The organism is Hymenobacter fastidiosus (assembly GCF_039539565.1).
GTDB classification, from domain to species: domain Bacteria; phylum Bacteroidota; class Bacteroidia; order Cytophagales; family Hymenobacteraceae; genus Hymenobacter; species Hymenobacter fastidiosus.
On the sequence record NZ_BAABDJ010000002.1, the window covers coordinates 194,830 to 207,913 of the forward strand.

Annotated in this window: 8 protein-coding genes; 5 read left to right on the plus strand and 3 right to left on the minus strand. The window is 63.1% G+C overall.

From position 1 onward, the window contains the following. Positions 1–118: 118 nt before the first annotated feature. From ABD833_RS01620 to ABD833_RS01630, 3 genes are all read right to left on the minus strand, one after another. Positions 119–3,598, minus strand: coding sequence for a class I SAM-dependent DNA methyltransferase (locus tag ABD833_RS01620; RefSeq protein ID WP_345070531.1), 3,480 nt, complete (start codon positions 3,596–3,598; stop codon positions 119–121). Positions 3,599–4,119: 521 nt separating this feature from the next. Then, entirely contained in the window at positions 4,120–4,455 is a 336-nt protein-coding gene (locus tag ABD833_RS01625) for an ASCH/PUA domain-containing protein (protein WP_345070533.1), read from the minus strand. A gap of 564 nt (positions 4,456–5,019) precedes the next feature. Further along, the gene (locus ABD833_RS01630) at positions 5,020–6,234 is read right to left on the minus strand and encodes an MFS transporter (RefSeq protein WP_345070534.1); all 1,215 of its coding nucleotides are present in this window, start codon (positions 6,232–6,234) and stop codon (positions 5,020–5,022) included. Positions 6,235–6,804: 570 nt separating this feature from the next. Between ABD833_RS01630 and ABD833_RS01635 the strand changes: the two genes are divergently transcribed. The 5 genes from ABD833_RS01635 (at position 6,805) to ABD833_RS01655 (ending at position 12,982) form a co-directional block, all read left to right on the plus strand. Beyond that, on the plus strand, positions 6,805–7,662 hold the full coding sequence (locus ABD833_RS01635) for an AraC family transcriptional regulator (protein ID WP_345070536.1): 858 nt from the start codon (positions 6,805–6,807) through the stop codon (positions 7,660–7,662). 276 nt (positions 7,663–7,938) lie between these two features. Next, positions 7,939–8,385: a hypothetical protein gene (locus ABD833_RS01640; RefSeq protein WP_345070537.1), complete on the plus strand. Its 447-nt coding sequence runs from the start codon at positions 7,939–7,941 to the stop codon at positions 8,383–8,385. 371 nt (positions 8,386–8,756) lie between these two features. Beyond that, the gene (locus ABD833_RS01645) at positions 8,757–9,392 is read left to right on the plus strand and encodes a (2Fe-2S)-binding protein (RefSeq protein WP_345070538.1); all 636 of its coding nucleotides are present in this window, start codon (positions 8,757–8,759) and stop codon (positions 9,390–9,392) included. Between the two features lie 100 nt (positions 9,393–9,492). Beyond that, positions 9,493–10,476 (plus strand): FAD binding domain-containing protein, encoded by a 984-nt coding sequence (locus ABD833_RS01650; RefSeq protein ID WP_345070539.1) that lies wholly within the window; start codon positions 9,493–9,495, stop codon positions 10,474–10,476. A 178-nt stretch (positions 10,477–10,654) separates the two neighbouring features. Beyond that, entirely contained in the window at positions 10,655–12,982 is a 2,328-nt protein-coding gene (locus ABD833_RS01655; protein ID WP_345070540.1) for a xanthine dehydrogenase family protein molybdopterin-binding subunit, read from the plus strand. Positions 12,983–13,084 lie beyond the last annotated feature (102 nt).

Consider the following 13,084-nt stretch of genomic DNA (forward strand, 5'->3'; position numbering starts at 1 on the left):
CTGATTACTACTCCACCGTCAGCACGCGAGATGCTCCGACAGGCTCAGCCTGACGGGCCGGGGTGGGCTGTTGACTGGCTGAACAGCTGCTGTACCAGAGCAATGCCGGGCCGGTAAGCTAGGCCGCGTAGGCGCCTTCTTCCGTTTGGCGGAGCAGGCTCAGGGCGGTGAGCGTATCCAGCAGGGGCTGCACTTTCTCCGGCCTGGTGCGGCGGAAGCGGGCCGCGACCTGGGCCGTACTTACCGCCTGGCCGGCCTGCTGCACGGCATCCCGGACGGCCTGCATCTGCTGGGACAGCTCTTTGGGGAAGTCAATTAGTACTGAGGAATTAGGACTGAGTAATGAGTCAGCTTTGGCGGGTGTGGCCCAGCCATCATTAATTACTAATTGCTCAGTACTACTTCCCTTCGAAGAAGGCGCCTGGTAGGCGGGGCGGAGGTAGCGGACGTGGCCCGCTTGTTCTTCGCGGGTCCGGTCGTGGTTGAGGCGGACGAGGCGCTGGAGGATTTCGGCGTCGGGCAGGTCGGCGGGCCAGGTGTAGGCGGCGGCTACGTCGGTGTCGAGCTGCTGGTGCAGGCTGAGCACGACCGAGGCCAGGCCCTGCTGGTTGATGGTCTGGTCTTTGGCCGTGGCCAGGGGCTGGCCGGCGCGCAGCTTCTCCACCACGTTGTAGAGGTCGGTGAGGGTGAGGGTGGGGTGCTGGGCCTGCTGGCGTTTGCGGTGGGCGTCGAGCTGTTCGGCCAGCTCCCGGATGCGGGTTTGCTGTTCGGGCGTGGCGGCGGGGAAGGGGAACGGGTCGAAACAACGGGACTTATTGTAGCGCGGCCTGTCCTCCAAAGTACCGCCTGCTGCAAGTGCCCAAACCTTGTGGAATTGGCTTGAAAGCACACCAAGCTGAAAGGCGTCATCAAGCGCAATGGCAATTAATGCATCGTCGGGAAGAATATCCTCCGATAAGAATTGAAATAAACGATGCTTCGCAGTAACTACTGTAGCTATGTATCTAGACAATCCCTTTAAAGCAGGTCTAAAATTGCTTCTTGCCTCACCGAATACCCACCAATTTTCCCGGTATGTAGCACGGTTATTTTGGTCTCTTTCTGGTTTGACATACTCGGCTACGTGCTGATAAACGGCAGGATATTTTTCAATCAGTTGACTTGATGTTAAGCCGAATAAATCAATTACAAACGCTCCACGAGGTCTGTCAGCAAGGTCTTTCCCGTTGCGATAAGGACGAATATGAGTTTTCATTCCTTCGATACTTTCTATTCCTAACTCAATAGCTTTTTCAGAATTTACAATGAACCCAGCACCATGAAGTTTTACGCCCGGACTTGATAAGCCTTGATTCGATTTCAACGGATTAGCACTATCTAAATCGGCACCTATTGAAAGGTCAGGAAGGATATTCCCTTCCTGTTCCTCAAAAGTTACTTCCGCTGCTTCGTCGCCCTCTGCTAAGGATTCCGTTTTCAGGATCCACAGCTGGCCTTGTGCGGGTACGGCCATGGTCCGTTCGACTACTGTCATACCAATCCGTACCGCAGCTCCACCAGAAGCATCAATCCAGGGGTGGTCGGGTACGGCGAAGGTGAGGGTGAGCGGGGCCGGGTCGCCTTCCAGGAAGGGCTGCATCACCCGGCGGTTGAAGGTTTGCTTGAGGCTGTTGGTGGTGATGAAGCCGAACCGCTCGGAAGCGCCGCGCTGCACGGCGGCGGCGGCATTGTACCACCAGTACATCACCAAATCGGCTGAGTCGGGCACCTTGCCTTTGTAGGCTTTGCGCAGGGCTTCGGTGTAGCCGTCGCCTAAAGCATCACGCATATACTTCGCCCCCACAAACGGCGGGTTGCCGACGATGAAATCAGCCTGGGGCCACTCGGCGGGCTTGGGGTTGGGATAGTCGAGTACGGGCGTGCGGGCGGTTTCGTCGGGCACGGGCTGGCCGGTGGCCGGGTGCAGGCGGGTGCTGCCGTCCCAGCGCGTCACGGGCTGGCCCCGGGCATCGAGGCGGGGCACGGGCGGGCCGTGCTGCAGGGCGGCATCCTGCTGGCGGATGTTCTGGTACTCATCCAGCAGCGGCTCGCGCAGCTCGGAGGGGCCGTAGGTGCGCAGGTGCCACTGCAGGTAGCCAATCCGCAAGACCACGTCGGCAATGGCGGCCGCGCGCGGGTTCAGCTCCAGGCCCAGCAGCTGGTGGGGGCTCACGGTGGTGCCGCCGCCCAGCTCCAGCAGGCCCGTCTGGCCGTAGCTGTTGATGGCGGCCAGCACTTCGCCTTCCAGCCGCTTGAGGTGTTCGAGCGTCACGTAGAGGAAGTTGCCGGAGCCGCAGGCGGGGTCCAGGATGCGGAGGCTGGTGAGGCGGGTCAGGAAGCGGACCAGCTCGGCGCGGGCGTCGCGGGGCTGGCCTTCGTCGAGGCGGCGGGCGGCGGCGGCCTGGGCGGCGGCCCACTCCCGGCGCAGCGGTTCGAGCACCGTGGGCAGCACCAGGCGCTCCACGTAGCGGCGCGGGGTGTAGTGCGCCCCCAGGCTGTGCCGCTCTTTGGGGTCGAGGGCGCGTTCCAGCAGCGTGCCGAAAATAGCCGGCTCCACTTCCGTCCAGTCGGCCTTCGCCGATTGGAGCAGCAGCTCGGCCTGGTCGGCGGTGAGGGGCAGGGCGGTGGCGTCGTGAAACAGCTTGCCGTTGAAGCGCCGCAGCCGGGCCTTGAGGTCGGAGCTGAAGCCGCCGGTGTCCATCGTACGCCAGAGGTTGGTCAGCGCGTCGGGCAGAAACTCCAGCAGCTCGCGGGTGCCGTACTGGCTGAGCATGCCGGTAAACGAGGCTTTGGGAATCAGGCCCACGTCTTCCGAAAACATGGTGAACAGGCAGCGCATCAGAAACTGCGCTACCACTTCCGGGGCGTGCCCGGCCCGTTCCAGCTGCTCCGAGAGCTTCGCCAGCCGGGCCGCCAGCTCCCGCGTCACGCGGGCGGCGCGGCGGCTGGGGTCCAGCTCCCTGGGGTCCAGGAAGATCTGGCGGAGCATGCCCCGCGTACCCTCGTCGGCCAGGGCCGCCAGCGGCAGCCGGAACCGCGTCTGGTCGGGGAAGGGCACGAACGAATCGCCCACGCCGGCGAAGTTGCTGTACACGTCGAGGCAGTAGCCCACATCGGCCACGAGCACGAACAGGGGGCGGGGCTCGTCGGCGGGCAGGGCGCGCACGTAGCCGAGGGCCTGCTGGCGGGCGGCCTGCATCATTTCGGCCCACTTGGCGGAGCCGCGCACGGCGTGGCCCTTGCGGCGGGTAGCGGCGGGCAGGCCCAGCTCCGCCCGGTCCAGCTTCTGCTGGTGGTCGGGGGTATCGGTGCCCTGTTTGGTTTCCAGCACGAAGGACCCCCGCCGGTAGAGGTCGATGCGGCCGGTACTTTTTTTGGTGCCGTCGTTGAACTGCACGGCCCGTTCCAGCACGTAGGCATCCTGGGCGGGGTCGTCGGTGGTGGGGTCGGGGCGGGGCACGCCGAGCAGGTCGCAGAGGTCTTGCAGAAACAGGCCGTAGTTGGCCCGTTCCGCGCCGCCGGCGGGCTTCCAGCGGGCTTCAAAGTCGGGGTAAGTCAAAGCGGATAAGGCTAGGGTAGAAATCGGGCGGGGAAGATAAGGGCCGCAAGGTTATAATGCAGCGGTTTTAATCATGCAACCGGTCTGTCATGCCTCACCTGTCATGCTTCGTCTGTCGTGCTTCGTCTGTCATGCTTCGTCTGTCATCCTGAGCAAAGCGAAGGACCTGCCTCTTTCCGCCCTCGAAAACGCCTTTCCCCGCGCAACATCCTCCTCCACGCCCCGGGCAAGGGCTTGGCTCGTTGTACCACACCGGGCAGGATAGGCGAGGAAGGTCCTTCGCTTTGCTCAGGATGACAGACCGGTTGAATTCCCAGCCCCGGCCGTTCTGGTGGTCGCCTCACCCCCTGACCCCCTCTCCGGAGGAGAGGGAACACCGGACACGCATCTGCCGGTTGGCTCCCCCTCTCCTTTTTCGGAGAGGGGGCCGGGGGGTGAGGCCTCCCGTTGAACGGCCAAACACACCATCCTGAAACCTGCTCCAGGCCAGGGGCTGGCCGGGGCGTCGGCTCCGGTACCCGCTACCAGAGCTTGGTGTCGTTGATGCCGGGCGGCAGGGGCGGCTGCTCGCCAAAGCCCAGCACGCACCAGCCCGCCTCCACGCCGAAGGTGCCGCCCAGCAGCACGTAGCTGATCCAGCGGGCGGCCGTGCGGCCGCTGTACTGTTCGCTCTCGGGCTCGTACTCGCGCAGCAGCAGGGCGTCGCCCACCTGAAAGTCGCGGTCGTTTTCGCGCACGTCGAAGGGCTTGATCCCGGCTTCCACCGCATCGAAGCAGGCGGGCCAGGTTTTCAGCTCGTGGGTGCTGCGTTGGGTGAGCCCGGGGGTAAGGTCGGAAAGGAGGGTATGACGAGTCATGAGCGTTGTGGTTGAGGGTGAAGTACTTCTGGCTATCGACAATAAAATAGGGAGGTCACGGAGCATAGGGTGTTCGCACTGAAGCAGTTTGGTAATTCAATTTTTTTGGTCGCCTGTCATCCTTCGCCTGTCATCCTGAGCAAAGCGAAGGACCTTCCTCGCATATCCTGCCCAGCCTGGTTAAACGAGCCAAGCCCTGCCCGGCGGCGCGGAGAAGGATGTTGTGCAGGGAAAGGCGCTTTAGAGTGCTAAAAGAGGAAGGTCCTTCGCTTTGCTCAGGATGACAGAGGAGGGATGACAGAGGAAAGTCCTTCGCTGTGCTCAGGATGACAGACTATGCTGAGCTACTAAACCGCTGCCATCATAAAGGGGGTAGTAGTTCAGAGACTTGTTCCTAAATACAGAAAAGCGCAAATTCAGCGGTCATGCTGAGCGCAGTCGAAGCATCTCTACCGCTTTGTTGCTGTAGCATTGATTACTAATGCGGTAAAGATGCTTCGGCTGCGCGGACGCCAGATGAAGCATGACGTTCTTTTTTCATTATTGCTTATTCGGGAACAAGTCTCAGGCCTTGGCGGGGCCGTTGCCGGCGGGGGCGGGGGCGAAACGTACGCTCAGCGCCACCACCACCAGCAAGGCCAGCAGCCCGACCACTACGCCCAGCGCGGCCCGCAGGGTGAAGCCATCGGCCAGCCAGCCAATAAGCGGCGGCCCCAGCAGAAAGCCCCCGTAGCCAATCGTTGACACCAGGCCTACCGCCACCCCCGGCGCCATCCCCGGTTGCCGGCCCGCGGCGCTGAATACCGTTGGCACCACCCCCGCCAGGCCCAGCCCGATGAGGAAAAGTCCGCCGATGCCAACCAGGGGCGTGGGCAGCAGCAGCATACTCAGCAAGCCGCCCAAAGCCAGCAGCCCACCCGCCGCGACGATGAGGCGCGGCCCAAACTTCAGCACCAGCGTATCGCCGAAAATCCGCCCCACCGTCATAGTCAGCGAAAAGGCCGCGTAGCCCAGCGGAGCCAGCGCGGGGGGAGCCGCCGTATCCTGGACCAGATAAATCGTGCTCCAGTCGGCCATGGCGCCTTCGCCCAGCATGCAGCAGAAGGCAATCAGCCCCAGCCCCAGCATGGAGGGGCTGGGCCAGGCAAACCGGGCTTTGGGGCCCTGAGCCACCAGCGGCGCTACGGTCGGCTCCGCGGGCAACAGCCGGCCGGCCGCGCCCAGCACGAGCAGCAGGCTGACGGCCGAAAAGCTGAGCAGGGCCGGGGCCAGTCCCAGCCCCAGCCGGGTGCTCAGGGCCCCGGCTCCCGCCCCCAGCATTCCGCCAAAGCTGAACGCGGCGTGAAACGACGACATAATGGGCCGGCCCTGCCGCTCCTCCACCTGGAGGGCCTGGCTGTTCATCGCCACATCGAGCAGACCGGTAGCTGCCCCCAGCAGGAAAAATAAAGCCATCAGCTGCGTGGGGCCGGCCAGCAGGGCCATACCGGGAATCAGCCCGCAGAAGAGCAGGGCCCCGGCCGTGGTCAGGCGGGCCGTGCCCAGGCGCTGAATCAGCCAGCTGGCGGCCGGCATGGCGCACCACGCCCCCATGGCATGACAGAACAACACCTGGCCCAGGTCGCGGTGGGAGAGGCCGTAGCGCAGCTCCAGCTCCGGCAGGCGGGCCGCCCAGTTGGCAAACAGCAGGCCGTGCAAAAAGAAGATCAGCGTTACCGCGAAGCGGGCCTGGTTGGTTGACCGCGGGGCAGCAGAAGCACGAGTCAGCAGCTGAGGCATGGCATCTCGGATAAACAAGCAGCAAAGGTAGCGGCCCCGCCATGGGCCCGCTACCACCGGTTTGGTCGATAGTGGTGCTGGGTTAACTATATTTGCCCGGGAAACAATTTGATAATGCTGAGTAAAGCACCAATCAGCCGTAGTTTAGCCGGTCGGCCCGGGCTGCTGACTCACTCGCGGCCGACCGGCAAGGGCATAAAAAAAGCCGCCCCACCCGGAACGACTTTTAGTGGAATCAGAAACCGGAGAAAAATTCCCACCCAACTCCGGTCCGATCCTGGCCCCGACTCCGAAGCTCTGCTTCGTGGTCATGGTCAGCTCTTGTCGGTCACCATCTGCCTGCGATGGTGCCGCGCTATTCTGTTATTCTAAAACCCGAACGTGCTTCGGATTGAAAATGAAATCTAAGGTTGAAGGAAGCGGCCCTAAAGGCGCAGTGCCTACCTTCTACTTAAGCAAAGGTACCAGAGTGCCCCAGGGTTTACTACGCCTGCATTCATTTATTCAGGTGCTGTATTTAGCAAGTCAGGCTATTGAACCACTTTTTTCCCTCATTTCAGCATTACTACCATGAAACTGCAATTCGAAAATATTCAGACTTCCACGGGCAGCTCATTCACCCTGTTGCATCATACCAGCGTGAAAAACAGCGGCATGGTGTGGCACCACCACCCGGAATACGAGCTGGTGTACATTCCTTCGGGCGGCGGGCGGCGGCATATCGGCAAGCATATTGCCCGCTTTGAAGAAGGAGAGCTGGTATTCATCGGCCCCAACCTGCCCCACCTGAGCTTCAGCTACGGGCGGCAGGACCCTTACGAGCAGATTGTCCTGCAGCTGCGGGCCGATATGATGGGGGAGGCGTTCTGGCAGCTGCCGGAGCTGGCCGCGGTTCAGCAGCTCTTTACCCGCTCGCACCAGGGGTTGTCCTTCGGCCCCGAAACCCGGGCTTCGGTGGGCGCGGCCCTGCGGGAGATGATTACGCAGCCTTCTTTCCAGCGTCTGCTCACCCTGTTGCAGGTGTTGCAGCAATTAGCGGAGGCCCCGGACGTGCTTGTGCTGCACGCCGGCAGCGGCAGCCTGGGGAAATACGGCAAGGAGAAGGAGCGCCTGAACCAGATCTACCACCACATTCAGCAGCACTACGGTCGCACCATTGAGGTAGCCGAGCTGGCCGATCTGGCTAATCTGTCGGTGCCGGCTTTTTGCAGCTACTTCAAGAAGATGACGGGCCAGACCCTGACCGATTTCGTGCAGGAATACCGGGTCAACCAGGCCTGCCTGCTGCTGCTGACGGAAGCCCCGATTACGGACGTCAGCTACGCCAGCGGCTTCAACAACCTGTCGCACTTCAACAAGACGTTTCGCAAAATCTCCGGCCAGAGCCCTTCGGCCTACCGCAAGCAGAAAATGAGCGAGCTGGTGTAACAGGCCGGGCGGGCCGTGAACATGTTTCGCAACCCGGCCATACGGGTCGCCCTGGCGGCAATCCGAAACCCGAAGAACCGGGGGAAAAGCGCGCTTAGAGGGCGCGCCGGGCGGGAGGTTTAACGCCGAAAAGTATAGTTCATCTTTATTTCCGCGGCGGCCTGAATGGTCGGGATTGGCACGTCAGTTGTCTGTTGAGCTATCGGAGGCAGCAACCAAGGGGGTTGCTCTTCCCCGATAAATCAAAAACAACCAACCCACTTCAGTTCTGCCGCCATGAAAAAGATCCTCCTGCTGCTCGCCGCTTTCTCCTTTTCCGCCGGGGTGGTTTCCGCCCAGACCGTAACGACCAAAGCCAGGCATAAAGGCAAGCACGAGCAGGCCGGTAAAGCCGCCAAAACGCCCGAGCAGCGCGCCGACCACGCCGCCAGGCGCATGACCAAATCCCTGAACCTATCGGATGCTCAAGCTGCGCAGGTGCGGCAGCTCTACCTGGCTCAGGCTCAGGAAAAGCAGGCCGACCGCACCAGGTACGCCGCCGATGCCAACAAGGCGGGTCGCCGGGCCGGTATGCAGGCCGACCGCCAGCGCTACGATGCCCGGCTCAGGGAAATCCTGACTGCCGATCAGTACACCAGATTCGCCCAGCAGCGTGTCGAGCAAAAGGCCAGACACAAGGAAGATGCCGGCCAGCGCACCTACAAAATGAAGGCAAAAAGCTAAGCTCACTCCATATATGAAAAATGCCCCGGCGGTTTCGTCGGGGTTTTTTTGTGCCCGGTCACCAGCCACCCAGGCCGGCAGGGGCGGACTGGGGGCGGGGTTAATGGCACCGGAATGACTGATCAGCGCTCAGCTTAGCCCGATATCAGGCGCTTTGGCTACCCCGGCCGGCTGAGCCGGGACTGGATTTTTAGCCCGGCATCTGCTCTACTATAGAGTGTAGCCCGTATGACAGCGGTTACCGACGCCCAACTTTCTGGCGAACAATGAGTATTTCAGACTGTTGATTTCACGCTATCCGGCGGTTTGCCAAACCCGTGCTCTGCCGCGCTGATCCGCCTCGGCCCTCTCACCACTAACCTCTGCCCGCCATGTCCAACGACTTTCCGCCCGAGTCGGCCTCCCCTCAGCCCGGTGGCGCCCCGAACGACGGCTCCCGCCGAAATTTTATGAAGCAGGCCGGCGGCATTCTGGGCCTGGCGCTGGCCCCGCCCCTCATCAGTCAGGCTGAGCGGCTGACGGCGTATTCCAAAACGGTAGAGGGCGTAACGGAGATGACGCTGCGCGTGAACGGCACCGTTCGCACCCTGCGGGCCGAGCCCCGGGTGAGTCTGCTCGATGCCCTGCGCGAGAATCTGGACCTGACCGGCACCAAGAAAGGCTGTGACTACGGCCAGTGCGGGGCCTGCACGGTGCACGTCGACGGCCGCCGCATCAACAGCTGCCTGACCCTGGCCGTGATGAACCAGGGCAAGGAAATCATGACCATTGAAGGATTGGCGAAAGGGGAGGTGCTGCACCCCATGCAGGAAGCCTTCATCAAGCACGACGGCTTCCAGTGCGGCTACTGCACTCCGGGCCAGATTATGTCGGGCGTGGCCTGCGTGCGGGAAGGTAAAGCCGGTACCGATGCGGAAATCCGGGAGTACATGAGCGGCAACCTGTGTCGCTGCGGAGCCTACCCCAACATTGTGGCTGCCGTGCGGGAGGTAGCGCGTGGTGCGTAGGTAGCGGTGCCCGGTGCGGAGGTCGTTTATTCAGCACGAAATCCTCCCGGCCGACCATCCCACCCTAAGCCCTGCCAACCAAGCCCCAACCTCTAGAAAGATGAACAACTTCAGCTATACCCAGGCCAGCTCGGCCAAGGAAGCCACGGGCCTGCGCAAAGACCAGCCCCAGGCCGCCTACATTGCCGGCGGCACTACGCTGCTCGATTTGATGAAGGCCAACCTGGCCGTGCATTCCCAGCTGGTCGATATCAACATGCTGCCCTTCAAGGGGATTGAGCCCACTGCCGATGGGCTGCGCATCGGGGCCATGGAGCGCATGAGCGACGTGGGCGACCACCCGCTCGTGCTGCAGCAGTACCCAGCCGTGTCGGAAGCGCTGCTGCTGGCGGCCTCGCCCCAGCTGCGCAACATGGCCAGCATCGGCGGCTGCCTGTTGCAGCGCACCCGGTGCGGCTATTTCCGCGACGCCGCCTTTCCGTGCAATAAGCGCCTCCCCGGCTCCGGCTGCCCCGCCCTGGAAGGCGACAACCACAACCTGGCCATTCTGGGTACCAGCGACTCCTGCATTGCCACTGCCTACCCCGGCGACCTGGCCGTGGCCCTGGCCGCGCTGGACGCGGTGGTGACTTTGGAAAACGCCAAAGGCAAGCAGCGCCGCGTGGCCATCACGGAGTTCTACCTGCTGCCGGGCAAAACGCCCCAGCAGGAAACCCTGCTGGAACCCGGGGAGCTGATCGTGGCCGTGACTATTCCGGCCGCTGCTCACGCCCGGCGCTCTACCTACCTCAAGGTGCGGGAGCGGGCCAGCTACGCCTACGCCCTGGCCTCGGCCGCCGTAGGCCTCGACGTGCAGGGCGGTACTATCCGCTCGGCCCGCGTGGCTTTGGGCGGCGTGGGCACCAAGCCCTGGCGCTCGCCCGAAGCCGAAAAGGTGCTGACCGGCGCTCCGGCCACCGAAGCTACTTTCCGGGCCGCCGCCGCCGCCGCCCTGCGCGGAGCCCAGCCGCGCAAGGGAAACGCCTTTAAAGTAGAGCTGGCCCAGAACACGCTGGTGCAGGCCCTGCTGAAAGTGGCCGGCTAAAAAGCCGGAACGAAGCGGTCAGAACGTCCTGCTGCGGCGAAACCGCAGCCGCCCGGCCGCCCCACCGGGTTACCAGCCCGCATCAGCCCGCCGCCGCGTTCGACTACGTTTCGGCCGCCGGTGCTGCGGCAGTAGAACAACCAGGCACCGGGTACCACGCACTAAGCACCATCAACTTATGGATACCGCAGAACCAACCTTTTTTGAAACAAACCCCAAAGCGGGCGTCGTGGGGCAGCCGCTGGACCGGATAGATGGCCGGGCCAAGGTGATGGGCCAGGCCAGGTACTCGGCCGAGTTTGTGCTGCCGGGGCTGGTGCACGCGGTCCTCAAAACCAGCGACGTCGCCAAGGGCCGCATTCAGAGCATCGACACCAGCGCCGCCCTGAAGGAGCCGGGGGTACTGGCCATCCTCACCCACCAGAACCTGCCCGCGCTGGCCAGGACGCCCAACGACGCGGAAGGTAAGAAAGCCATTGGCGCCCCCATGGGCTTTCTGCCCCTGACCACTGACCGGATTCACTACGCCGGCCAGCCGGTCGTTGTCGTAGTGGCCGATACGCTGGAGCGCGCCCAGCACGCGGCGGCCCTGGTGCGGGTGAACGTGGCCGTTGAAAAGCCCCTGGCTTCGTACGAAGACCCCAAAGCGGAGATTTTCGACCCGCTGAAAGTGCAGGACGGCAAAACCCCGGGCCACACCGTGCGCGGTAACGCCAAAGAGGCTTTTGCCGCGGCGCCGATCCAGCTTACTCACACCTACGTTCACGCCATCAACCACCACAACCCGATGGAGCCGGGGGCTACCACGGCCCACTGGGAAGCCCCCGACCGCCTCACGGTGTACGAGTCGACCCAGGGCGTGACGCGGACGCAGAAATCCCTGAGCACCATGCTCGGGATGCCCCAGGAACAGGTGCGCGTCGTCACCAAATACCTGGGCGGCGGCTTTGGCTGCAAAGGCTCTTGCTGGCCCCATACCATCCTGACGGTGCAGGCCGCCAAAGCCGTGGGCCGGCCGGTGAAGCTTTCGCTGACGCGGCCGCAGATGTTCACCAGCATGGGCCACCGCGAAGACCAGACCCAGACGCTGAAGCTGGGCGCTACCAAAGAAGGCAAGCTCACGGCCCTGATCCACGAGAAAACCTCTACCACGTCGCCCTGGGACAATTACTCGGAGCCCAACAGCCGGATTATCGACCTGCTCTACGCCTGCCCCAACTTTGAGGCGACGTACCAGCTGGCCCGCGCCAACGTGATGACCTCCACCTTCACGCGGGCCCCCGGGGAAGCGCCCGGCTCGTTTGCCATCGAGTGCTCCATGGACGACCTGGCTTACCAACTGGGGATGGACCCACTGGCAATCCGGCTGCTGAACTACGCCGACAAAGACTACAGCACCAATAAGCCCTGGAGCAGCAAGAGCCTGAAGCAGTGCTACGCCCGCGGGGCCGAGCTGTTTGGCTGGAGCAAGCGCAACCCTAAAGCCGGCGCTACCCGCGACGGCCGCCTGCTGGTGGGCTGGGGCATGGCTACGGCCTCCTACCCGGTGCATAACTCCCAGGGCACGGCCCGCGTCCGCCTCTACGCCGACGGCCACGCCGTGGTGCAGAGCGGCGCTACTGACCTGGGCACGGGCACCTATACCGTGATGACGCAGGTAGCCGCCGACGCGCTGGGGGTTACTCCGGATAAAATCCGCTTCGAGCTGGGCGACACCCGCCTGCCCACGGCGCCTAACTCCGGGGGCTCGGTGGCCGCCGGCACCGTCTCGTCGGCGGTGTACATGGCCGCGCAGGACGTGTGGCAGAAGCTCATCAGGCTGGCCACCCAGGATAAGAAGTCGCCGCTGTTCCGCGCCAGGCCCGCCGATGTAGCGGTAGAGCAGGGCCGCATGGTGCTGAAGGCCAACAAGAACAAAGGCGAGGACTTCATGGCCCTGATGAAGCGGGCCGAAATGACCGATATCGAGGGCAACGGCAACGGCAAGTACGGCGCGGGCTACGAAACCGGGCTGGCCACCAGTACCGCCGAGGACAGGAAGGTTGAACACGCCATGCACTCCTTCGGGGCTCACTTCTGCGAAGTGCAAGTCGACCCCGACCTGGGCACGGTGCACGTTAAGCGCTGGGTGAGCGTGCACGGGGCCGGCCGCATTCTCAACGCCAAAACGGCCCGCAGCCAGATTATCGGCGGCAGCATTTTCGGTATCGGCAGCGCCCTGATGGAAAGCACCCACCGCGACCAGAGCTACTCGCGCTACACCAACTCCTCCCTGGCCGACTACCATATTCCCGTCAACGCCGACATCCCGGATATGACGGTGGAATTCATCGACGAGCATGACCCCTACATTAACGCTATGGGGGTGAAGGGCATCGGGGAAATTTCGATGGTGGGCGTAGCCGCGGCCGTAGCCAACGCCGTGTTTCACGCCACCGGTAAGCGCATCCGCAGTTTGCCAATCACGCCCGATAAGGTGCTGGCAGCAAAGGTGACGCAGGTGTAAGCGGAGCTGAGGCTAAAAGCGAGCTGCCCGCCTCCGCTGAGGCCGGCAACTCGCTTTTGCTGTAGGCCCCGCCGTTTCTCCGTATCCTCAGCCCTGGTCTGC

What these genes read in the sequence shown, in the direction of transcription:
- ABD833_RS01655 (WP_345070540.1), top strand. Translation starts at nt 10,655, where the DNA reads ATGGATACCGCAGAACCAACCTTTTTTGAAACAAACCCCAAAGCGGGC.
- ABD833_RS01625 (WP_345070533.1), bottom strand. Translation starts at nt 4,455, where the DNA reads ATGACTCGTCATACCCTCCTTTCCGACCTTACCCCCGGGCTCACCCAA.
- ABD833_RS01650 (WP_345070539.1), top strand. Translation starts at nt 9,493, where the DNA reads ATGAACAACTTCAGCTATACCCAGGCCAGCTCGGCCAAGGAAGCCACG.
- ABD833_RS01645 (WP_345070538.1), top strand. Translation starts at nt 8,757, where the DNA reads ATGTCCAACGACTTTCCGCCCGAGTCGGCCTCCCCTCAGCCCGGTGGC.
- ABD833_RS01630 (WP_345070534.1), bottom strand. Translation starts at nt 6,234, where the DNA reads ATGCCTCAGCTGCTGACTCGTGCTTCTGCTGCCCCGCGGTCAACCAAC.
- ABD833_RS01635 (WP_345070536.1), top strand. Translation starts at nt 6,805, where the DNA reads ATGAAACTGCAATTCGAAAATATTCAGACTTCCACGGGCAGCTCATTC.
- ABD833_RS01640 (WP_345070537.1), top strand. Translation starts at nt 7,939, where the DNA reads ATGAAAAAGATCCTCCTGCTGCTCGCCGCTTTCTCCTTTTCCGCCGGG.